This is a genomic window from Actinokineospora xionganensis (genome assembly GCF_014323725.1).
In the GTDB taxonomy this organism is placed as follows: Bacteria; Actinomycetota; Actinomycetes; order Mycobacteriales; family Pseudonocardiaceae; genus Actinokineospora; species Actinokineospora xionganensis.
Map to the genome: position 1 here is coordinate 318,482 of NZ_JABVED010000007.1, position 20,190 is coordinate 338,671.

At 68.3% G+C, this 20,190-nt stretch carries 21 protein-coding genes; 10 read left to right on the forward strand and 11 right to left on the reverse strand.

Annotated elements, in window-relative coordinates; genetic code table 11:
* Positions 1 to 148: 148 nt before the first annotated feature.
* A complete protein-coding gene (locus GPZ80_RS15080; RefSeq protein ID WP_376771681.1) occupies positions 149 to 1,912 on the forward strand; it encodes an apolipoprotein A-IV repeat region-like domain-containing protein in 1,764 nt (587 codons plus the stop codon).
* 232 nt (positions 1,913 to 2,144) lie between these two features.
* Here the strand turns inward: GPZ80_RS15080 and GPZ80_RS15085 are convergent, their stop codons facing one another.
* From GPZ80_RS15085 to GPZ80_RS15095, 3 genes are read right to left on the reverse strand one after another with little or no spacing between them, the layout of a single operon-like run.
* Positions 2,145 to 2,597 carry a GNAT family N-acetyltransferase gene (locus tag GPZ80_RS15085; protein WP_187220971.1) on the reverse strand — a complete coding sequence of 151 codons (453 nt, stop codon included), beginning with the start codon at positions 2,595 to 2,597 and terminating at the stop codon, positions 2,145 to 2,147.
* The gene (locus GPZ80_RS15090) at positions 2,591 to 3,271 is read right to left on the reverse strand and encodes a class I SAM-dependent DNA methyltransferase (protein WP_187220972.1); all 681 of its coding nucleotides are present in this window, start codon (positions 3,269 to 3,271) and stop codon (positions 2,591 to 2,593) included. The genes GPZ80_RS15085 and GPZ80_RS15090 overlap by 7 nt, the downstream gene beginning before the upstream one ends.
* 55 nt (positions 3,272 to 3,326) lie before the next feature.
* Positions 3,327 to 4,841, reverse strand: a complete 1,515-nt coding sequence (locus tag GPZ80_RS15095; protein WP_187220973.1) for an MFS transporter — start codon at positions 4,839 to 4,841, stop codon at positions 3,327 to 3,329.
* A 96-nt stretch (positions 4,842 to 4,937) separates the two neighbouring features.
* Between GPZ80_RS15095 and GPZ80_RS15100 the strand changes: the two genes are divergently transcribed.
* Positions 4,938 to 5,678 carry a TetR/AcrR family transcriptional regulator gene (locus GPZ80_RS15100; RefSeq protein ID WP_187220974.1) on the forward strand — a complete coding sequence of 247 codons (741 nt, stop codon included), beginning with the start codon at positions 4,938 to 4,940 and terminating at the stop codon, positions 5,676 to 5,678.
* 33 nt (positions 5,679 to 5,711) lie between these two features.
* Here the strand turns inward: GPZ80_RS15100 and GPZ80_RS15105 are convergent, their stop codons facing one another.
* The gene (locus GPZ80_RS15105; protein WP_187221018.1) at positions 5,712 to 6,992 is read right to left on the reverse strand and encodes a thymidine phosphorylase; all 1,281 of its coding nucleotides are present in this window, start codon (positions 6,990 to 6,992) and stop codon (positions 5,712 to 5,714) included.
* A 141-nt stretch (positions 6,993 to 7,133) separates the two neighbouring features.
* On the opposite strand from GPZ80_RS15105, the gene GPZ80_RS15110 reads away from it, so the two are divergent.
* The 3 genes from GPZ80_RS15110 (at position 7,134) to GPZ80_RS15120 (ending at position 9,369) form a co-directional block, all read left to right on the forward strand.
* The gene (locus GPZ80_RS15110; RefSeq protein WP_187220975.1) at positions 7,134 to 7,634 is read left to right on the forward strand and encodes a hypothetical protein; all 501 of its coding nucleotides are present in this window, start codon (positions 7,134 to 7,136) and stop codon (positions 7,632 to 7,634) included.
* 107 nt (positions 7,635 to 7,741) lie between these two features.
* On the forward strand, positions 7,742 to 8,242 hold the full coding sequence (locus GPZ80_RS15115; RefSeq protein WP_187220976.1) for a hypothetical protein: 501 nt from the start codon (positions 7,742 to 7,744) through the stop codon (positions 8,240 to 8,242).
* 125 nt (positions 8,243 to 8,367) lie between these two features.
* Positions 8,368 to 9,369 (forward strand): IS481 family transposase, encoded by a 1,002-nt coding sequence (locus tag GPZ80_RS15120; RefSeq protein ID WP_187220977.1) that lies wholly within the window; start codon positions 8,368 to 8,370, stop codon positions 9,367 to 9,369.
* On the opposite strand, the gene GPZ80_RS15125 is transcribed toward GPZ80_RS15120, so the two are convergent.
* The 5 genes from GPZ80_RS15125 to GPZ80_RS15145 form a co-directional block, all read right to left on the reverse strand.
* A complete protein-coding gene (locus GPZ80_RS15125; RefSeq protein WP_187220978.1) occupies positions 9,366 to 9,749 on the reverse strand; it encodes a cytidine deaminase in 384 nt (127 codons plus the stop codon). The two genes, GPZ80_RS15120 and GPZ80_RS15125, sit on opposite strands and share 4 nt — an antisense overlap.
* Positions 9,746 to 11,005 carry an ABC transporter permease gene (locus tag GPZ80_RS15130; RefSeq protein ID WP_187220979.1) on the reverse strand — a complete coding sequence of 420 codons (1,260 nt, stop codon included), beginning with the start codon at positions 11,003 to 11,005 and terminating at the stop codon, positions 9,746 to 9,748. The genes GPZ80_RS15125 and GPZ80_RS15130 overlap by 4 nt, the downstream gene beginning before the upstream one ends.
* The gene (locus GPZ80_RS15135) at positions 11,002 to 12,120 is read right to left on the reverse strand and encodes an ABC transporter permease (RefSeq protein WP_187220980.1); all 1,119 of its coding nucleotides are present in this window, start codon (positions 12,118 to 12,120) and stop codon (positions 11,002 to 11,004) included. Before GPZ80_RS15135 ends, GPZ80_RS15130 begins: the two co-directional genes overlap by 4 nt.
* On the reverse strand, positions 12,120 to 13,664 hold the full coding sequence (locus GPZ80_RS15140; protein ID WP_187220981.1) for an ABC transporter ATP-binding protein: 1,545 nt from the start codon (positions 13,662 to 13,664) through the stop codon (positions 12,120 to 12,122). Before GPZ80_RS15140 ends, GPZ80_RS15135 begins: the two co-directional genes overlap by 1 nt.
* Before the next feature lie 103 nt (positions 13,665 to 13,767).
* Complete coding sequence (locus GPZ80_RS15145; RefSeq protein WP_187220982.1) at positions 13,768 to 14,820, reverse strand: BMP family lipoprotein; 1,053 nt, start codon at positions 14,818 to 14,820, stop codon at positions 13,768 to 13,770.
* A 373-nt stretch (positions 14,821 to 15,193) separates the two neighbouring features.
* Between GPZ80_RS15145 and sdhC the strand changes: the two genes are divergently transcribed.
* The 4 genes from sdhC to GPZ80_RS15165 are packed head-to-tail and all read left to right on the forward strand — an operon-like array spanning position 15,194 to position 18,585.
* Positions 15,194 to 15,625 carry a succinate dehydrogenase, cytochrome b556 subunit gene (sdhC, locus tag GPZ80_RS15150; protein WP_176926862.1) on the forward strand — a complete coding sequence of 144 codons (432 nt, stop codon included), beginning with the start codon at positions 15,194 to 15,196 and terminating at the stop codon, positions 15,623 to 15,625.
* Between the two features lie 2 nt (positions 15,626 to 15,627).
* Positions 15,628 to 16,038, forward strand: a complete 411-nt coding sequence (locus tag GPZ80_RS15155) for a succinate dehydrogenase hydrophobic membrane anchor subunit (RefSeq protein WP_091383995.1) — start codon at positions 15,628 to 15,630, stop codon at positions 16,036 to 16,038.
* A 13-nt stretch (positions 16,039 to 16,051) separates the two neighbouring features.
* Positions 16,052 to 17,803, forward strand: a complete 1,752-nt coding sequence (gene sdhA / locus GPZ80_RS15160) for a succinate dehydrogenase flavoprotein subunit (RefSeq protein WP_187220983.1) — start codon at positions 16,052 to 16,054, stop codon at positions 17,801 to 17,803.
* Positions 17,803 to 18,585 (forward strand): succinate dehydrogenase iron-sulfur subunit, encoded by a 783-nt coding sequence (locus GPZ80_RS15165; protein ID WP_091383997.1) that lies wholly within the window; start codon positions 17,803 to 17,805, stop codon positions 18,583 to 18,585. The genes sdhA and GPZ80_RS15165 overlap by 1 nt, the downstream gene beginning before the upstream one ends.
* A gap of 54 nt (positions 18,586 to 18,639) precedes the next feature.
* On the opposite strand, the gene GPZ80_RS15170 is transcribed toward GPZ80_RS15165, so the two are convergent.
* Together GPZ80_RS15170 and GPZ80_RS15175 are read right to left on the reverse strand one after the other, a co-directional pair.
* On the reverse strand, positions 18,640 to 19,023 hold the full coding sequence (locus tag GPZ80_RS15170; protein WP_187220984.1) for a hypothetical protein: 384 nt from the start codon (positions 19,021 to 19,023) through the stop codon (positions 18,640 to 18,642).
* A gap of 77 nt (positions 19,024 to 19,100) precedes the next feature.
* Complete coding sequence (locus GPZ80_RS15175; protein ID WP_187220985.1) at positions 19,101 to 19,502, reverse strand: DUF4259 domain-containing protein; 402 nt, start codon at positions 19,500 to 19,502, stop codon at positions 19,101 to 19,103.
* A gap of 139 nt (positions 19,503 to 19,641) precedes the next feature.
* Between GPZ80_RS15175 and GPZ80_RS15180 the strand changes: the two genes are divergently transcribed.
* Positions 19,642 to 20,091: an SRPBCC family protein gene (locus GPZ80_RS15180; RefSeq protein ID WP_187220986.1), complete on the forward strand. Its 450-nt coding sequence runs from the start codon at positions 19,642 to 19,644 to the stop codon at positions 20,089 to 20,091.
* The last annotated feature ends 99 nt before the right edge of the window (positions 20,092 to 20,190 follow it).

A 20,190-nucleotide genomic window follows, 5' to 3' on the forward strand; every position in this document is an offset into this window, starting at 1 on the left:
GTGTCTGGACCGACGAACTAGCAACGGGTGGTGTATGGACGCCTTTTGGGACTGGCTAGGCTCCCCACAGTCGTCTGCATCTCCCCTCCCCAGGACGAAGGTCACCTCCGTGAACGAGAGCACGAACCCCACGGTGTCGTTCGACCGGATGCGCAACATGCTCACGCGCGCGGCCGAGATCCGTGAGAGCGAACAGCAGCAGATCTTCGACGCCCTGGATGAGATCCATGCCAGGCTGTCGCCGCTGGAATCCATCGGGTCGGTGCGCAAGCGCCTGTCCGAGATGCCGGACCGCACTGAGGTAGCAGTGCTGGCCGACCGGCTGGACGCGGCGATGTCGAAGCTGGAATCTCAGGACAACGCGATCGCGGCCATCGCCCGCGCGGTCGACAGCATCGTCGACAAGCTCGCCACCCCATTCGCCCAGCTCGACGGCCGTCTCGACGGCATGTCCGGGCGGTTCGAGGGTGTCGCGGGCCGGATGGATGGGCTGGAGGACAAGCTCTCCAACATCCACCGCCGCATCGACGAACTCGACCACCACCTGGACAAGCAGGACGGCAAGATCGACCAGGTCCCGTCCCTGGCGACCACCCCGGTGCGCGAGCGCATCGAGCTCATGGAGACCGCGCTGCGCGGCCGCCTCGACGAGGTCGACGAGGGCGTGCACGAGCACCTCGACGGCACCAAGGACATCCTCGCGCGGACCGTCGCCGAGACGTCCGACGCGGTGCAGACCAAGATCACTGTCTCGACCGACGCCGTGACCGGCAAGCTCGCGGAGACCGCGACGGCGCTGACCGGCAAGGTCACCGAAACCTCGCAGTCCCTGCACGGCAAGCTGGCGGACGCCTCCTCGTCGCTGCACGGGAAGTTGGCCGAGGCTTCCACCTCGATTCACGGCAAGGTCAGCGAGTCGGCCGACGCGGTCCAGGGCAAGCTGGCCGAGTCCACCGACTCGCTGCAGACCGCGCTGCTGGAGACGTCGTCCTCGCTCGAGGGCAAGCTGGTCGAGACCTCGGCGTCGCTGCAGGCGCAGCTCGCCGAGACGGCCACGTCGCTGCACGACAAGGTCACCGAGTCTTCTTCGTCGGTGATCGGCAAGGTCGCGGAGACCTCGGCGTCGGTCATCGGCGCGGTCACCGAGACCTCGGCGTCGGTCGAGGGCAAGGTCGCGGAGTCGGCGCAGGCCATCGAAGGCAAGGTCACCGAGACGTCTTCGTCGGTGATCGCCAAGGTCGCTGAGTCCGCGACCGCGCTGCAGGGCAAGCTGGCGTCGTCCACCGAGGCGCTGCACGGCCGCTTCACCGAGACCTCGGACTCGCTGCACGGCAAGCTCGACACCAGCGTCCAGCAGCTCGACAACACCCGCATGGAACTGGGCACCTCCCTCGGCGAGACCCGCGACGCCGTCGCGCTCAAGCTGGAGGAGGCCACCCTGGCCCTGCAGGAAGCGCTGCGGGAGACCAAGGAGACCGTGGACGCCAGCGACCGCCTGGAGGCGCTCGCGCAGCGCCTGGAGAAGGTCACGGCGAACCTGGACAGCATGGCCAACCGCCTGGACACCGTCGAGGACGGCTTCACCGCCCGCCTCAACGAGCTGCGTGGGTCCATCCAGCAGAGCCTCACCAAGGTCGAGGGCACGCTGTCGAACCAGCCGGACAACACGTCGGTCGAGTCGATGATGAAGAAGACCAACGAGGAGTCGGTGCGTCGCATCGGCGGCCACCTGGACGAGGCCATGGCCACGTTCGCCGAGCTGATGATGGGCGGCGGCACCCCCAGCCCGCCCCCGCCCACCGCGCTGCCGCGTCAGGGAAACCGCCGCCGCACCAACGGCAAGGGCCCCAAGTCGGCCGACAAGGTGCGTGACGACAACTCGGAGGACACCGACATCGCCGCGGGCGCCTAAGCCCTTATCCACAGGCGACAGGGTTATCCACACCCCCACCCACAATCTCGGGAACTGACTCCCCTGGCCGATAGACTGGCCAAGGGACGTCCCCCCGAGGTGGGTGGGGGTTTGTCGTCGCGGGGGTTGGTGCGGGGTTGAACGGCCTCGTCGGGTGATCTGTCGCGCGAGGGCACGGCAACGGGCTGGCACAGCGGATTCCGCTGCCATGGAACTTGGCGGCCGGTGCCGCTCAGGACAGGTTGTAGGCCATCTGCGGCAGGAGCCTGCCTGGAACGGAACCGGAGGGCACCGAGCCGATCCGGACCGCTCCCATCTTCAGATAGAAGTCCTCGGCGTAAGGATCGGCGTCGATGGTGAATCGTTTGAGGTTCAGGGTTTGGGCGGTGTCCACGGCGTGTTTCCACAGGCGGCGGCCGACGCCGGTGCCGAGGTGGTCGGGGTCGACGTAGAGGTAGCCGAGTTCGCCTTCGGGCGCGTGGCCGCTCAGGGTGTAGAAGCCGACCACCTGGTCGCCGTCCTGCGCCACCGTCGCTCGCTGCGCTGTCACGTCGTCGGGGCGCAGGGTCAGCTCGGCCCGGCAGGCCTGCAGGAACGCCTCGTCGTAACCCCAGTGGGCCTTCGAACGCAACGCGAGTTCGCTCAGGGTGGCGGCCTCGGCCGGCGTGGCGGCGCGAATCAGCATGGTGCCCACTGTGGGGTTGTGACCCGCCGCGATCGAGTCGGTTTGCGGACCAGCAGTTGGGCGTGTTGGAACGGGCGTTCGCCCTGGTGCGGCTCGCGCACCAACCTGGCCAGCTCGACCAACCCCGCTTGGCGCAACAGTTCCATGAGGCTGTCGGGTGACCACCGGTAGGCGAGGGTGACCTTGTGGTCGAATTCCCGCGGCACGGGGTCGTCACCTGCGAAGAATCCGAGCAGCAGGTGACCGCCCGGTGCCAGCACCCGGTGGAATTCGGTGAATACCGCCGACAGTTGCCACGGTGGTGTGTGGATGATCGAGTAGAACGCGAGAATGCCGCCGAGGGCTCCGTCGGGGAGGTCCAACGCGGTCATCGAGCCCTCGTCGAACCGCAGGGCCGGGTGGGCTTGGCGGGCCAGGGCGACCATCTCGGGAGACAGATCGATGCCGAAGGCGGTCAGCCCGAGCGCGTGCAAGTGGGCGGTGACATGGCCGGGACCACAGCCGAGGTCGGCGACCGGTCCGGCGTCGTGGGCCCGCACCACTTCGGCGAACGCGGCCAGCATGGCGCGTTCCATCGGCAGGGTTTCAAGGATATTGCTGAAAAGTTCGGCGTAGTGGACCGCGATGGCGTCGTAGGCAGCCCTGGTGTCGCGCAAGACGGCGGGTTCGGTCACGGCGGAAACCGTAGACGCGGCGGCCCCCGGTCGCCGGGACCGGGGGCCACCTGAGTCAGGCCGCGACCGCCTCCTCCTGCTTCACCGAAACGGGCACGTGCCGCAGGGCGCGGTAGGCGAACACCGCCGTCAAGGCAACCACCACGGCGCCGAAGGTGGCGGCCACGGTGAAGCCCTCGGTGAAGGCGATCCGCGCCGCCGTGATCACCGTCGGGTCACCCGACGCGACCGCTCCACCCAAGGTGTCCTGCGCGACCCGGGCAAGATCCGGGGGCAGCGAACCCACGTGCCCGGCCATGTCCGCGTGGTAGATCGCGGCGCCGACGCTGCCTAGGATCGCCATGCCCAGGGCCGCGCCCAGTTCGCTGCCGGTCTCGGAGACCGCCGACGCGGCGCCCGCCTGTTCGGCGGGGGCCGCGGTGAGGATCAGGTCCGCCAGCAGGGACACCGTCATGAGCACCCCGGAGGCGACGAGGCCCGCGCCGACCAGCACCAGCCACAGGGGCGAGTCCGCACGAACCTGGGTGAGCACGACGAACGCCGCCGCGAGCACCACCAGGCCGGACGTGACCAGCACCGACACCCGCACCTTGTTGGCGAGCACCCCCGAGATCGTCATGCAGATCATCACCCCGGGCATGACCGCGAGCGACCACAGTGCCGCCGTGAACGGGCGCATGCCGAGCACCAGCTGCAGGTACTGGTTGGTGTACATCGTGATCCCGATGAAGCAGAACATGCTCACCACACTGACCACCACCGCGCCGCTGAACGTCCGGTTCCTGAACAGCGAGACGTCGACCAGCGGGCTCGCCGTGGTGCGCTGCCGGTGGACGAACGCGACGGCGAGCACCAACCCGAGGACGAGCCCCGCCACCGAGGACGCGGTGACGCCGTCGACGGCGATCTGCTTGATCCCGTAGATCACCGCGATCATGGCGACGAGCGATATTGCCGCGCCCGCCAGATCGAACCGGCCGGACTCCGGGGCGCGGAACTCGGGGAGCAGGAACGGACCCACGACGAGCAGCAGGACCATCGCCGGGACGTTGATCAGGAACGCCGAGCCCCACCAGAAGTGGTCGAGCAGGAAGCCGCCGACGATCGGGCCGATGGTGGCGCCCATGGTCAGACCGGCGGTCCAAACGGCGATGGCGGTCTTGCGCTGGGCGGCGTCGTGGAACATGTTGCGGATCAGGGCCAGGGTGGACGGCATGAGCGTCGCGCCGGCCAGGCCGAGCAGGCCGCGCGTCAGGATCAGCAGTTCCGCCGAATTCGAGTAGGCCGCGGTCACGGACGCCACGCCGAACGCGGCCGCGCCGATCAGCAGAAGTCTGCGGCGGCCGATCCGGTCGCCCACGGCACCCATGGTGATCAGCAGACCGGCCAGGACGAACCCGTAGGCGTCCATGATCCAGAGCTGCTGGGTGGCCGTCGGGCCGAGGTCGGCGCTGATGAACGGCAGTGCGAAGAACAGCACGCTGACGTCCATCGAGACCAGCAGGCACGGCAGGACGAGCACGGCGAGCCCGATCCATTCCCTGCGTCCGGCGGTGAGCTTGTCGTTCATGGGTACCCCCCTCTAACTGCGTATGTCATACGCGCTTCTGCGTAAGTTATACGCAGAACTAGGATGTGGAGTCAACCCGGATCGAAAGCGGAGGACATGGCGGACCAGACGAGCACCGGCTTGCCCCGGAGCATCGAGGCGGCGTGGGGACTGGGCGAGCGACCCAGCCGCGGCCCCAAGCCGGGCCTGACCCTGGACCGCATCGTCGCGGCGGCGATCACGGTCGCGGACACCGAGGGGCTCGACGCGCTGTCGATGGGCCGGGTCGCGAAGGAACTCGGCTCCAGCGCGATGTCGCTCTACCGCTACGTGACGGCGAAGGACGAACTGCTGGCCCTCATGGTCGACGCGGGCTTCGGCGCCCCGCCCGAACCGATGCCCGAAGACTGGCGTGCGGGATTGACGTGCTGGGCGCGGGCTGAGTTCATGGCGCTGATCACCCGTCCATGGCTGGTCCAGGTGCCGATCACCGGTCCGCCCGTGACACCGAACCAGCTCGGCTGGCTGGAGAGCGGGCTGAAGTCACTGTCGCGCACCGGGTTGGACGCGGGCGCGAAGATGTCGGCGATCCTGCTGGTGACCGGCTACTCCCGCAACGCCGCGACGTTGGCGATCCAGATCGTCGCGCCGCCGGGCGAGCAGATCATGCCCGACTACGCCGCCGTCCTGCGCAAGCTGATCGACCCGGACACCTTCCCCGAGCTGACCGCGGTGGTGGATTCAGGCATCTTCGACGCCGACGACGACCACTCCGCCGAGTTCGACTTCGGCCTCGACCGCATCCTCGACGGCGTCGCCGCGCTGCTCCCAGCGAAAGGCGAAGCCGCTACGGAGTGAGCGGCCGTAGCCGAGCAGCGTCACCCACACCGATCAAGGGCGAATCGTCTCCAGGATGAGCGGACCGATCTCCGGGGCGGTGTCGCCGACCTCGTACGCGCCTTCCAAAGTGGACAGTGCGGCGGCGACCGCGTCCGGGGTGTCGGTTCGCAGTTCCAGCACCGGATCCCCGGTCCGCACCGACTCACCCGGCTTGGCGTGGCAGAGGATTCCGGCGGCGGCCTGCACCGGGTCCTCCTTGCGCGCCCGGCCCGCACCGAGCCGCCAGGCCGCGACGCCCACGGCGTAGGCGTCGAGCTTCGTCACGACCCCGTCGCGGTCGGCCTTGATCACGTGCACGTGCTTCGGCTCGGGCAGCGGCGCCTCGGGGTCGCCGCCCTGGGCCCGGATCATCCGCGCCCACGTCTCGTACGCCTCACCGGAGGCCAGCATCCGCCCAGGGTCCACATCGGACAGCCCGGCGAGGTCGAGCATCTCGCGGGCGAGCGCCAACGTCAGCTCGACGACATCCGCCGGACCGTCGCCCCGCAGGACCTCGATCGACTCGGCGACCTCCACGGCGTTGCCGACAGCGCGGCCCAACGGGATGGACATGTCGGTGATCAGCGCCGAGATCTTCAGGCCGCGGGACACACCAATGCCCACCAGGGCCTTCGCCAGCGCGCGGGCGTTGTCGGCGGTCTTCATGAAGGCGCCCGAGCCGAACTTGACGTCGAGGACCAGCGCGTCGGCGCCCTCGGCGATCTTCTTGCTCATGATCGAGCTGGCGATCAGCGGGATCGACTCGACGGTGCCGGTGACGTCGCGCAGGGCGTAGAGCTTGCGGTCGGCGGGGGCGAGCCCCTCGGTGGCCGCGCAGACCACGGCGCCGACGTCGCGGAGCTGGGCGAGGATCTCCTCGGTCGTGAGGCTCGCGCGCCAGCCGGGGATGGACTCAAGCTTGTCGAGGGTGCCGCCGGTGTGCCCGAGGCCGCGGCCGGACAGCTGCGGGACGGCCGCCCCGCAGGCCGCGACCAGCGGCGCCAGCGGCAGCGTGATCTTGTCGCCGACCCCGCCGGTGGAGTGCTTGTCGACGGTCGGCCGGTCGCTGTGCAGCGTCAGCGTCTCCCCCGAGTCGACCATCGCCGCGGTCCAGCGGGCGGTCTCGTCGGTGTCCATGCCGTTGAGAAAAATGGCCATGGCCAGGGCGGACATCTGCTCGTCGGCCACCGCGCCGCGGGTGTAGGCGTCGATCACCCAGTCGATCTGCTCGTCGCTGAGCCGGGCGCCGTCGCGCTTGGCCCGGATGACGTCGACCGCGCTGAACCGTTCCACCGACATGCCTCCACAGTCTCGATACTTCGTCAACCGTATCCTCGGCCACACTCTCCGGTCTCGATGGAAGGGAACCGCCGGGGAGCGGGGCCGCCGAAATCCGTTGGCCCGTCCGACCTGGTTCCCGCTCCCACACCCTGCATGGAGATCATCAAGATGAAGAACAACCGGATCGGCTTGGCCGCGGCGCTGCTGTGCCTCGGTCTCGCGACCACCGCCTGCGGCGGCGAGTCCCCCGCTGAGCAGGCCCCTTCGAGCTCGAACGCGGCCGAGGCGCCCGCCACCAGCGGCGCGCCCGAGTCGGGGTCGGTGGCGACGGTCGCGAGCGGCGCCCCGGCGCCCTCGTCGGTGCCCGCCGCCGAGCCCGAGCCGCCGTTGGTCCTCCCGGAGCTGCCCAAGGGCGCGCCGAAGGATTTCCCGGTGCCCAGCGGCGCGAAGGTGTCGGCGGTCGGCACGGACGGCTCTTTCTCGGTGACCGGGGAGGGCGCGGAGAAGGTCCTGTCCTTCTACCGCAAGGCCCTGCCGGGCGCCGGTTACAAGATCACCGCTGACGAGCCCACCGCGGTGAGCTTCGAGGGCCCCGCGGGCAAGGGCAAGGTCGCGATCGACGGCGACCACGTCACCGTCACGATCGCCAAGTGACCCTCCGGCCGTGGGCGGGGTCCGGCCCGCCCACGGCCGCTGACCATTCCCGAGGACGTGCGCGCGGTTCCTGACCCGCGTGCCGAGGTCGTACGGAAGGAACTTCCATGTCACGAGCCCTTGTCGCCGCCGTCGCGGCGGTGATCGGACTCAGCGGTTGCTCCGGCGCCCAGGAGGCGCCGCCCGCGGCAGGTACGTCGGACGCGAGCACCGCGGCAGGCACGTCGTCCCCCGCCGTCACCAGTTCCGGGACCGAGACGCCACCACCACCACCGAATGGCGCGCCGGTCACGACCACCTCGGTTCCGGCGGTGCCCCCGCCCGGCATGCCGCGGGACTTCCCGGTCCCGCCCGGCGGCAAGGTCACCGACGCGAGCCGCGACGGGCAGCTGACGATGGTGGTCAGCGGCGTGCTGCCGGAGAAGGCGCTCGGCTACTACCGGACCTCGCTGCCGCCCGCCGGGTACCAGGTCGTCCGGGAGAACACGTCGCAGCTCAGCGGCGACGAGGTCGTCAGCATCGACTTCGCGGGCAAGGGCTACACAGGCACGGTGGCGATCGACCAAGGCCAGGTCGACGTCGTCGTGGTCACCATGAAGAAGGGCTAGGTGTGATGTCCAGGGACGTTGTCCCGGTTAAAGGCGATGAGTGTCGGCCTGTCGCCAAGACAGGTGAAGGCCTCTGGTTGTGAAGTGGAGCTGTTGAGGAACCGCTTCACATCCCGGAGGCCTTCGTGTCCCACCCTAACGCCACCCTGACGCCGCGGACCCGGCTGCGTCTGGCACGACTGATCATCGAAGAGAACTGGCGTCCTGCCGACGCGGCGAAGATGTTCATGGTCGCGGAGAAGACCGCGCGAAAATGGGCGAAGCGATACCGCGACGAGGGCGTGGCGGGCATGGTCGACCGCAGCTCGCGGCCGCATCACAGCCCGGCAAAGACCCCGGAGCCGGTGGTGCGGCGGATCGTGGGGTTGCGGTGGCGGTTGCGGCTGGGACCGGTTCAGATCGCCGGACGGCTCGCGATCCCCGCCTCCACCGTGCACGCCGTACTGGTCCGCTGCCGGATCAACCGCCTCTCCCGCATCGACCGTGTCACCGGCGAACCCCTGCGCCGCTACGAACACGACCACCCCGGCTCGCTGATCCACGTCGACATCACCAAGTTCGGCAACATCCCCGACGGCGGCGGCTGGCGTTACGTCGGCAAACAACAAGGACGACGCAACCGCTGGGCCACCGCGGCCCGCACCAGCACACCCCGATCAGGCTGGGGCGGGCCTCTCCTGGGCAGCGCCTACCTGCACACCGTCGTCGACGACCACTCCCGCGCCGCCTACGTCGAGATCCACACCGACGAGAAAGCCGCCACCGCGATCGGTGTCCTCGAACGGGCGGTCGCATGGTTCGCCCAGCGTGGAGTCACAGTCGAACGCGTGCTCTCCGACAACGGCGCCTGCTACCGCTCCCACGCCTGGACCCAGGCCTGCGCGACACTGGCGATCACACCGAAACGGACCCGACCCTACCGACCACAGACCAACGGCAAAGTCGAACGCTTCCACCGCACCCTGGCCGACGGCTGGGCCTACGCCCGCTACTACCCCTCCGAACAAGAACGTCGATCAGCCCTACCCGGCTGGCTCCACTTCTACAATCACCACCGAGCCCACTCCGCCATCGGAGGCCAACCACCCATCACCCGGCTGACCAACCTCCCTGGACATCACAGCTAGGGCAGCTGGTCCGGCCCGAACGCGTCCGGCAGCACAGCCGACATCGGCGCCGGGCCCGCCGGGGTGTCCACCAGGCAGTCCGGGCCGCCCAGCTCGAAGATGATCTGCCTGCACCGGCCGCACGGCATGAGCAGCTCGCCCGTGCCGCTGCGGCAGGCGACGGCCACGAGCCTGCCGCCGCCAGTCATCCGGAGCTGCCCGGCCATGGTGCACTCCGCGCACAGACCGACGCCGTAGGCCGCGTTCTCGACGTTGCAGCCGGTGACGACCCGACCGTCGTCGACCACCGCCGCCGCGCCGACCTGAAGCCCCGAATAGGGGCAGTAGGCCGACGCGGCGGCGCGGACGGCTTCGGCCCGAAGCGCGTCCCAGTCGATCATTTGCCCTCGCCCCTGCGGTAGACCTCACCGATGGCGCGCGGAATCCGCAGCCGTTGCGAGGCCAGACCCAGAACCAGCAGCGTCACCACATACGGCGCCGCGCCGACCAGTTCCGCCGGGACCTGTTCGCTCACGAAGTACCACCAGCCGAACAGCACGCCGAGGGCTGCGGCGACACCCGAGAGGACGTGGTGGCCTGCCCGGTACTGGATCACGGCGACGAACACCAAGGCGATCCCCAACAGCAACAACAGCGCGTGGACCGCCGCCGAGCCGCGCAGGGCCAGGGCGTCGGTGTAGCCGAACAGGCCCGCGCCAGTGGCGAGGCCACCAGGCCGCCAGTTGCCGAAGATCATCGCGGCGAGGCCGATGAACCCTCGGCCACCGGTCTGCCCGTCGCGGAACTGGCCGGAGCTGACCGCCAGGAACGCACCGCCGAGACCGGCGAACGAGCCTGAGGCGACCACCGCGTAGTACTTGTATTTGTAGACGTTGACGCCGAGCGATTCCGCCGCGGTCGGGGCTTCGCCGCAGGAGCGCAGCCGCAGGCCGAACGGCGTGCGCCACAGGACGTAGGCCGTGCCGACGATCAGCGCGACCGCCAGCACCGACAGCAGCGAGACGTCGGTGAGCAGCCCGCGCAGGATCCCGGCGAGGTCGGAGATGAAGAACCAGCCCTTTTCCTCGACCCGGCCCAGGGGGTCCCCGATGCCCGGCACCGACACCTTGGCGGCGTCCTCGACTCGGGGTGACTGCTTCTGGCCGCCACCCGGCGCCTTGGCGAAGTACAGCTTCGACAGGAACAGCGCCGCGGCCGGTGCCAGCAGGTTGACCGCGACGCCGGAGATGATGTGGTCGACACCGAAGGTCACCGTGGCGATCGCGTGCAGCAGGCCGCCGATGGCGCCGAGGAGCAGGCCGAACGCGACACCCGCCCACGGACCCCACTGGTAGCCCGCGTACCCGGCGCCGAACGTGCCGAGCACCATCATGCCCTCAAGACCGATGTTGATCACGCCCGCGCGTTCGGACCACAGGCCGGCCAGACCGGCCATGGCCAGCGGGACGGCCGCGGTGATGGCGGCCTGAACCGTGCCCGCGGAAGTCAGGTCGCGTGCGTCGGCGAGCAGCCGGACCAGCGACAGCAACAGCAACGCACCCACCGCGATGAGGACGTACACCATGGGCGACAGGCGCTTCGTGCGCTTGACGGCCGGTGCGATCTCCATTCCGACGGTCAGCCCACCCGCGCTCATGACGACACCTCTTCAAGAGTCTTGGTCCGACCCAGGGCGCGGCCGACTTCATGTTGTTCAGCTCGGACCCGGTAGCGGCGGATGAGTTCGTAGGCCACAACGACCGAGAGAACGATGACGCCCTGCATGATCAGCACGATCTCGCGCGGGACACCGGCGACGTCGAGCGAGTTCGCGGTGTTGTCGAGGAAGCCCCACAGAAGCGCGGCGACGGCCATGCCGACCGGGTGGTTGCGGCCGAGCAGGGCCACGGCAATGCCCGTGAACCCGATGCCCGCCGGGAAGTCGAGTGCGTAGGAGTAGGAGGCCCCGAGTAGCTGTGGCATGCCGACCAGGCCGGCGACCGCGCCCGAGATGAGCATCGAGTAGACGACCATCTTCTTGACGCTGACCCCGCTGGCGACCGCCGCCGACTCGGACAGGCCAGTTGTCTTGAGCTCGAAGCCGAAGCGGGTGCGGGTCAGCACGAACCAGTAGAGGAAGCCGACCGCCACGGCCAGGAACACCAGGGCGAAGATCTTCGACGTCGACCCGGTGACCACGAGCCCGTCCACGCGGCCGCCCTCGGTGATCGGGCGGGTGCTGATGTTGTTGCTGCCCGGCACGTTCTGCGCCAGCCGGGCCGGGTTGAGCAGGTAGGACACCAGGTAGGTGGCGATCGCGTTGAGCATGATCGTCGAGATGACCTCGCTGACCCCGCGGGTCACCTTGAGCAGCGCGGCCAGGCCGGACCACGCGGCGCCGACCAGCATCGCGGCGAGGATCGTCATCGTGATCCGCAGGAACGACGGCAGGCTGTCCATGAAGGCCGCGCCCGCGAGCGTCGCCGACAGCATCGCGGCGAGCCGGTACTGCCCGTCGACACCGATGTTGAACAGCTTCATCTTGAAGCCGACCGCCACCGCCACCGCGGCCAAGTAGTACGTGGTCGCGGTGTTGAGCGAGTTGACCAGCGTCCGTGGCCGCTGCGCGGCGGCCGACATGGCGTCGACCGTCTCGATCGGCGAGTGGTCGGTGACCATGAGGATGAAAGCGCAGATCAGCGCGGAGAAGACCAGTGCGCCCAGCGGCGCGGCCAGTCCCAGCACGATCGCGCGGGTGGAGAACCTGCCCATCAGCCTTCCCTCCCAGCGCCGGTCATCGCGGAGCCGAGTTCCTGCGGGGTGACCGTGGCCGGGTCGTAGTGACCGACGATCGCGCCGCGGAGGATCACCGCCAGGGTGTCGGACATGCCGATCAGCTCGTCGAGGTCGGCGGAGATCAGCAGCACGGCGAGTTGCTCGGCGCGAGCCCGGCGGACGTGGTCCCAGATGGCGGCCTGCGCTCCGACGTCGACACCGCGGGTCGGGTGCGAGGCGATCAGGACGTCCGGCTTGCTGCTCATCTCACGGCCGACGATGAGTTTCTGCTGGTTGCCGCCCGACAGCGCCGAGGCGTTCACGTCGATGCTCGGCGTGCGGACGTCGTACTCCTCGACGATCCGCTGGGTGTCGGCGCGCGCTCCGCGCCGGTCGAGCAGGAGACCACGCGCGTTGGGCTTGCGGGTCTGGTGGCCGAGGATGCGGTTCTCCCACAGGGTCGCCTCCAGCAGCACGCCCTGGCGGTGGCGGTCCTCCGGGATGTAGCCCATCCCGGACTCGCGGCGGTGCTTGGTGGACGTCCGGGTGATGTCCTTGCCCGCGAGGTGCACCGTGCCGGAGGCGGGCTGGCGGATGCCCATGAGCGTCTCGACCAGTTCGGCCTGCCCGTTGCCCTCGACGCCTGCGATGCCCAGGACCTCACCGGCGTGGATCGTGAAGGAGACGTTGTCGAGCAGCTTGCGGCCGTCGGCGCTGGTCACGGTGAGTCCGCGGGCCTCGAGCACCGGCCGGTCGGTCACGGTGGACTCGCGCAGCTCCGGCACCGGCAGGGCGCTGCCGACCATCAGCTCGGCGAGCTGGCGCGCGGTGACGTCCTTGGGCAGGACGCTCGCGACGGTGGTGCCGCGGCGCATGACGGTGATCTCGTCGGCGACGGCCAGCACCTCGTCGAGCTTGTGCGAGATGAACAGGATCGTCAGGCCCTCGGCCTTGAGCTCGCGCAGGTTGCCGAACAGCTCGTCGACCTCCTGCGGGACCAGCACGGCGGTCGGCTCGTCGAGGATCAGGGTGCGGGCGCCGCGGTAGAGGACCTTGAGGATCTCGACCCGCTGGCGCGCGCCGACACCGAGGTCGTCGACCAGGTCGTCGGGGTCGATGTTGAGCCCGTAGTTGTCCGAGATCTCGCGGATGCGGCGGCGGGCGGTGTCGAAGTCCAGTCCCAGCCCCGACCTCGGCTCGCCGCCGAGGACGACGTTCTCCAGCACGGTGAGGTTGTCGGCCAGCATGAAGTGCTGGTGGACCATGCCGATGCCCGCCTTGATGGCGTCCGCGGGAGAGGTGAAGACGATCGGCTTCCCGGCCACGAAGATGGTGCCCTCATCGGGACGCTGCATCCCGTAGAGGATCTTCATCAGGGTGGATTTCCCGGCGCCGTTCTCGCCGACGAGGGCGTGCACGGTGCCCGGCCGGACGGCGATGTTCACGTCCGAGTTGGCGATCACGCCGGGGAAGCGTTTGGTGATTCCGGTCAGCTCTACGGCGGGGTGTCCGCCGGGCTCGCCGGTGTCCTGTGTGGCCACGGTCGATTCCTTGTCGATCGAGGTGATTCACGCGGAGTGCCGAAGGGCCCGGGGCCCGCGGATGTCGCGGTCACCCGGGCCCATGGCACGGCCCTTGTCCGGCTTACTTGGTTGCCGGAACCTTGATCTCGCCCGAGATGATCTTCTGCTTGTACTCGTCGAGCTTGGCCTTGATGTCGTCGACCTTCCCACCGCTGGTGGAGTAGTCGATGCCACCGGCCTTCAGGTCGTAGACCTTCTTGCCCGACTTGAACGTGTTGTCGTTGACCGACTTGACGAAGTCGAACACGGCGACGTCGACCTGCTTGACCATCGAGGTGATGATCACGTCCTTGACGTCGGCGAGCGACGGCAGGTTGTACTGGTCGGAGTCGACACCGATGCCCAGCTTGCCCTTGGCCTTGGCGGCCTTGAACGCGCCGTTGCCGGAACCGCCCGCGGCGGCGTAGACGACGTCGACACCGGCGTCGAACATGCCGTTGGCGGCGGTCTCACCCTTGGCGGGGTCGTTGAACCCGGTGAAGTCCGGCGGCTGGGTCAGGTACTTGGCGTCCACGGTGGCGTCGGGCTTGACGGCCTTGACCCCCGCGGTGAAGCCCGCCTCGAACTTCTGGATCAGCGGGACGTTGACGCCGCCGATGAAGCCGACCTTGCCGGTCGTGCTCTTGAGCGCGGCGGCCGCGCCGACGAGGAACGAGCCCTCGTGCTCGGCGAAGACCAGGTTCGCCACGTTGGCGGCCTCGGGGGCCTCGCTGTCGATGATGGCGAACTTGACCTCGGGGAAGGTCGGCGCGACCTTGGCCACGGCGCCCTCGTAGGCGAAGCCGATGGCCAGGATGGTGTTGTACCCACCCTCGGCGAGCTGGATCAGCCGGTCTTCCTTCTGGGCGTCGGTCTCGCCCGCGGCGGCTTCGAGTTCCTTGACCTCGATGCCGAGCTCGGCCTTGGCCTTGTCCAGGCCACGCGCCGCCGAGTCGTTGAACGACTGGTCGCCGCGGCCGCCGATGTCGTAGGCCAGTCCGACCTTGACGTTGGAGGCCTTCGGGGCGGTGCCACTGGTGGTATCACCGCCGGTGCCGGGCGTCGTTTCCGAGCCGCACGCGGCCAGGCCCAGGCCCAGCGCGAGCAGCCCCGCGGCGAGACGAATTCCTCGCATTCGGCGCAAGGCTTTCTCCTTCCCAGACGGTCGCGCCCGGGATGGCCGGATCGCGATGACTATTCGCAGGACCGTACTCCGCGGTAAGGCGCTCGCGACCCAAGCGCGCACGCCGTGACCCAATCGTTTGTCTTAACTGTGAACGATCACCCTGAGTAGTAGAAGTTCCACACTCCGCGTGCGGAAACGTGCTCCCTCACGGCACCCGGGCGGGCCTTGTGCGTTGCGGCGGCCGTGTCTCGTCTGTCACAGAGAGCGTTCGCAGGTTGGGTGTGCTCCGCGATCCGGGTCTAGCATCCGGTTAGTCAAGGCCCGTTCGGTGTGGACTCCCAGCGAACGGAGTCCCATCTGTAGACGCTGGAGGCCGTCAACCGTGTCCGACTCGGCCAGCGCCACCGCAACGGTGGCTGCGCGCGGGTCCCGGCGCACCGGGACGCTCTACCGGGGAGACCCGGGGATGTGGTCTTGGGTCGCGCACCGGATCACCGGGGTGCTCACCTTCTTCTTCCTCTTCGCGCACGTGCTCGACACCGCCCTCGTGCGGGTGTCGCCCAACGCGTACGACGAGATCATCGAGACGTACAAGACCCCGATCGTCAACCTCATCGAGGTCGGTCTCGTGGGCGCGGTGCTCTACCACGCGCTCAACGGCATCCGGGTCATGCTCGTCGACTTCTGGGAGAAGGGCGCCCGCTACCAGAAGCAGATGCTGTGGACGATCCTCGGCGTCTGGGTGCTCGTGATGATCCCCGGGACGTACTTCATGTTGGTGCGCACGGTGACCGAGATGTTCGGGGGGCACTAGTCATGACGCTCGCACTGGACAAGCCGCGGTCGCCGCGGCGCCCGGCCGCCCGTCGCAGCAACTTCGAGATGATCAGCTGGCTGTTCATGCGGATCTCCGGCATGGCGCTGGTGGTCCTCGTGCTCGGCCACCTGTTCATCATGAACATCCTCGACGACGGTGTGCACCGCATCAACTTCGCCTTCGTCGCCGGCCGCTGGTCGAGCCCGTTCTGGCAGTTCTGGGACCTGTCGATGCTGTGGCTCGCCGAGATCCACGGCGGTAACGGTCTGCGCACGGTCATCAACGACTACGCGCGCAAGGACAGCACCCGTTTCTGGCTGAAGATGATGCTCTACGTGTCGATGGTGCTGATCCTGGCGCTGGGCTCGTACGTGATCTTCACCTTCGACCCGGACATCAGCGCCAACTAGAACTGGACTTCTCATGCAGTTCCACAAGTACGACGTCATCATCGTCGGCGCGGGCGGCGCGGGCATGCGTGCCGCGATCGAGGCCGGCCAGCGTTCGCGCACGGCGGTGCTCACCAAGCTGTACCCGACCAGGTCCCACACGGGCGCGGCCCAGGGCGGCATGTGCGCCGCGCTGGCCAACGTCGAAGAGGACAACTGGGAGTGGCACACCTTCGACACGATCAAGGGCGGCGACTACCTGGTCGACCAGGACGCCGCCGAGATCATGGCGAAGGAGGCCATCGACGCGGTCCTCGACCTGGAGAAGATGGGCCTGCCGTTCAACCGCACGCCCGAGGGCAAGATCGACCAGCGGCGCTTCGGCGGGCACACCCGCAACCACGGTGAGGCCGCGGTCCGCCGCGCCTGCTACGCCGCCGACCGCACCGGTCACATGATCCTGCAGACGCTGTACCAGAACTGCGTGAAGCACGGCATCGAGTTCTTCAACGAGTTCTACGTGCTCGACATCTGTCTCACCGAGACGGAGAACGGCCCGGTCTGCACCGGCGCGATCGCCTACGAGCTCGCGACCGGCGAGATCCACGTGTTCTCCGCGAAGGCTGTCGTGTTCGCGACCGGAGGCTTCGGCAAGGTCTTCAAGACCACCTCGAACGCGCACACCCTGACCGGCGACGGCATGGGCATCGTGTACCGCAAGGGCCTGCCGCTGGAGGACATGGAGTTCTACCAGTTCCACCCGACAGGCCTGGCGGGCCTGGGCATCCTGCTCACGGAGGGTGCCCGAGGCGAGGGCGCGATCCTGCGCAACGCCTCCGGTGAGCGGTTCATGGAGCGCTACGCCCCCACCATCAAGGACCTCGCGCCGCGCGACATCGTCGCCCGGTCGATGGCCCTGGAGGTGCTGGAGGGTCGGGGCGCGGGTCCGAACAAGGACTACGTGCTGCTCGACTGCACGCACCTGGGCGCGGAGGTCCTGGAGACCAAGCTGCCCGACATCACCGAGTTCGCCCGCACGTACCTCGCGGTCGACCCGGTGACCGAGCCCGTCCCGGTGTACCCGACCGCGCACTACGCGATGGGCGGCATCCCGACCAACGTCCACGGCGAAGTGCTGCGCGACAACGACAACGTGGTGCCCGGGCTCTACGCGGCGGGCGAGTGCGCGTGCGTCTCGGTGCACGGCGCGAACCGGCTGGGCACGAACTCGCTGCTCGACATCAACGTCTTCGGGCGTCGAGCGGGTCTGGCCGCGGCCGAGTACGCGAACAACCACGAGCACGTCGAGCTGCCGGAGAACCCCGCGGCGGCCGTGCAGGCGCAGGTCGAGCTGGTGCTGTCGGAGCACGGCAAGGAGCGGGTGGCCGACATCCGCACCGAGCTGCAGGCCACGATGGACGCCAACGCCTCGGTGTACCGCACCGAGGAGACCTTGAAGCAGGCCCTGCACGACGTGCAGGCGCTCAAGGACCGGTACGCGCACATCACCGTGCAGGACAAGGGCAAGCGGTTCAACACCGACCTGTTGGAAGCCGTGGAGCTGGGCTTCCTGCTGGAGCTGGCCGAGGTCCTGGTCGTCGGCGCGCTGGCGCGCAAGGAATCGCGCGGCGGCCACGCCCGCGAAGACTACCCCCACCGCGATGACACGAACTTCATGCGTCACAGCATGTTCTACAAGCAGGGCGACGGTCTGAAGTCGGACATCCGGCTCGACTACAAGCCCGTCACCTTCACCCGGTACAAGCCGATGGAGCGCAAGTACTGATGACCGCCGCAACTGTTGCTGAATCGGCAGGCGCCCGGGGCGACCAGCCGCCGGTGCCCGAGGGCGCCGTCACCATCACGGTGAAGATCCTGCGCTTCAACCCGGAGATCGATTCGGAGCCGCGCTGGGAGACCTTCGGCGTCCCCGCGCTGCCCACCGACCGGGTGCTGAACCTGCTGCACTACATCAAGTGGTACTTCGACGGGACCCTCACGTTCCGCCGGTCCTGCGCCCACGGCATCTGCGGCTCCGACGCCATGCAGATCAACGGCGTCAACCGGTTGGCGTGCAAGGTGCTGGTCAAGGACCTGATGGCGGCCAAGGGGAAGCAGACCACCATCACGGTGGCGCCGATCAAGGGCCTGCCGGTCCACAAGGACCTGCTCGTCGACATGGAACCGTTCATGGAGGCGTTCAAGGCGGTCAAGCCGTTCCTGATCACGTATGGGAACGAGCCGACCCGGGAGCGTATCCAGTCGGCGGCCGATCGTGAGCGATTTGACGACACGACCAAGTGCATCCTTTGTGCTTGCTGCACTACGTCGTGTCCGGTGTTCTGGAACGAGGGCTCGTACTTCGGGCCGGCGGCGATCGTCAACGCCCACCGCTTCATTTTCGACTCGCGTGACGAGGGAGCCCAGGAACGCCTGGACATCCTGAACGACGCGGAAGGCGTGTGGCGTTGCCGCACGACCTTCAACTGCACGGACGCGTGCCCGCGTGGCATCCAGGTCACCAAGGCGATCCAGGAAGTCAAGCGCGCACTGCTGTTCCGTCGTTGATCTGATCACTTGCTTTCAGCGGGTGCCGTCCACTCCGGACGGCACCCGCTTTTGTCACAGGGGGTAAGGGTAGAGCCGGATCTCTGGAACTTGGAACGAGAGCAGGCCTGCCAGAGGCGGGACCGGTTTGACACCCGGAATCTCCACCAAGAGAAGATCCGTCCCGAGTCGGATCGTCACCACCGGGTCATCCCCCTCGCCGACTTGAGCGATTTCGCCGGCGACGAGGATCTCGGTATCGACCTCCGAGAGGGACGTGACGGCAGAGGAGACCTCGGTCCACGCGGAAACCTCATCCGGAACATCGATCTCGACATCGAACTGTCCAACCTCGGCGATACCCGGCCCCATCCAGCGACCGGACGCAGCTCCGACGTCACATCGGAAAGCCACGATCCCGGCCGACGGGTCGACAACCCGAAGGACTTCCACCCTCATCTCATGGCCCGTCCTGCCGTGCGTCCCACCCAAGCTGCCTCACCCGACAACGCGGACAGTGTCCACTGTGGACAAACTCAGTTCGCGAGCACCGTCCGCAACTGCTCGAGCTGGTCCACCCATTCGGCCATGCTCTCGGCCTCACCCCAACATTCGCGGAGTTCTGAGTCGTCGGCGAGTACACGGGTGAGGGCTTGAGCGGCGAGTGGGGCGAAGTCTTCAGACAGGTGCGAGATTGGGTCCTCGGGACCATAGCTTTCGTCGAGCGGGCTGCCGCCGGGGCGCTGGGCGGCGACGATCGCCGCCGCCGCGACGGCGACCGAGCCGATCGAGAGGTCCAGGTACCCGCTCTCCCCGGCCGCTTCGGCCAGGGCGGCGCGGATGGCTTCCGGCCGGTCGGCCGCGGCGAGGTCGTCGAGGTCGTTGCAGAAATCGGCCGCGTCGTCGTTGTCGAATAGCCCGGTGCCCCACGCACCCATGGTGTGCTCCTTACTTGGCCTCGCGTCCACCGGATGCCGACGAATGCCGCGACGGTACCCCGCACGTATGACAGTCCACTGGTCCAGTTGAGCCCACAGTGTGTGTCGTCCACCATGGACGGCGACCGTTGGGAGCGTCATGCGCACTCGCTTCGAGTTCGACGTCCACACGAGGGCCACGCCTGAGCAGGTCATCGAGCTGTTCACAGACTTCTCGGCGAACCGGCCCAACCGCTGGCCCGCGCTCTCGCCTCGCGAGTACCGGGTGTTCTCGGTCGGCGAGACCGAGGCCGAGGCGCAGGAGGGGCAGGACCTGCCCAAGGTCAGCGCCCGCTGGCACTACGACTGGTCGACACCAGGCAAGGTCGTCATGACCGTCACCGAAAGCGCCTACCTGGCCACGTCCAGCTTCCACACGGTCGAGGTCAAACCGGCGGCGAACGGCGGCAGCGACCTCCACGGCGTCTGGGACAACACGGCCACCAACCTGTCGGCCAAGATCGGCATCGGGATGATGCGGGTCATGGGCCCGACGTTCTTCCGCCGCTACTACAAACGCACCCTTGACCGCCTCGCGGAAACGGCCTGACTCAGGACAGGCCGCTCAACGTCGAAAATCAGTCGGCCGATCGAATCCCGACCGTCATGGACAGCCTGAGTTCAACCGGTCGTCGCAACACCGTTGGTT

Coding starts and splice junctions, on each gene's coding strand:
- GPZ80_RS15080 (WP_376771681.1), top strand. CDS start 149: ATGCGCAACATGCTCACGCGCGCGGCCGAGATCCGTGAGAGCGAACAG.
- GPZ80_RS15085 (WP_187220971.1), bottom strand. CDS start 2,597: ATGCTGATTCGCGCCGCCACGCCGGCCGAGGCCGCCACCCTGAGCGAA.
- GPZ80_RS15095 (WP_187220973.1), bottom strand. CDS start 4,841: ATGAACGACAAGCTCACCGCCGGACGCAGGGAATGGATCGGGCTCGCC.
- GPZ80_RS15100 (WP_187220974.1), top strand. CDS start 4,938: ATGGCGGACCAGACGAGCACCGGCTTGCCCCGGAGCATCGAGGCGGCG.
- GPZ80_RS15110 (WP_187220975.1), top strand. CDS start 7,134: ATGGAGATCATCAAGATGAAGAACAACCGGATCGGCTTGGCCGCGGCG.
- GPZ80_RS15115 (WP_187220976.1), top strand. CDS start 7,742: ATGTCACGAGCCCTTGTCGCCGCCGTCGCGGCGGTGATCGGACTCAGC.
- GPZ80_RS15125 (WP_187220978.1), bottom strand. CDS start 9,749: ATGATCGACTGGGACGCGCTTCGGGCCGAAGCCGTCCGCGCCGCCGCG.
- GPZ80_RS15130 (WP_187220979.1), bottom strand. CDS start 11,005: ATGAGCGCGGGTGGGCTGACCGTCGGAATGGAGATCGCACCGGCCGTC.
- GPZ80_RS15135 (WP_187220980.1), bottom strand. CDS start 12,120: ATGGGCAGGTTCTCCACCCGCGCGATCGTGCTGGGACTGGCCGCGCCG.
- GPZ80_RS15145 (WP_187220982.1), bottom strand. CDS start 14,820: ATGCGAGGAATTCGTCTCGCCGCGGGGCTGCTCGCGCTGGGCCTGGGC.
- GPZ80_RS15155 (WP_091383995.1), top strand. CDS start 15,628: ATGACGCTCGCACTGGACAAGCCGCGGTCGCCGCGGCGCCCGGCCGCC.
- sdhA (WP_187220983.1), top strand. CDS start 16,052: ATGCAGTTCCACAAGTACGACGTCATCATCGTCGGCGCGGGCGGCGCG.
- GPZ80_RS15165 (WP_091383997.1), top strand. CDS start 17,803: ATGACCGCCGCAACTGTTGCTGAATCGGCAGGCGCCCGGGGCGACCAG.
- GPZ80_RS15170 (WP_187220984.1), bottom strand. CDS start 19,023: ATGAGGGTGGAAGTCCTTCGGGTTGTCGACCCGTCGGCCGGGATCGTG.
- GPZ80_RS15175 (WP_187220985.1), bottom strand. CDS start 19,502: ATGGGTGCGTGGGGCACCGGGCTATTCGACAACGACGACGCGGCCGAT.
- GPZ80_RS15180 (WP_187220986.1), top strand. CDS start 19,642: ATGCGCACTCGCTTCGAGTTCGACGTCCACACGAGGGCCACGCCTGAG.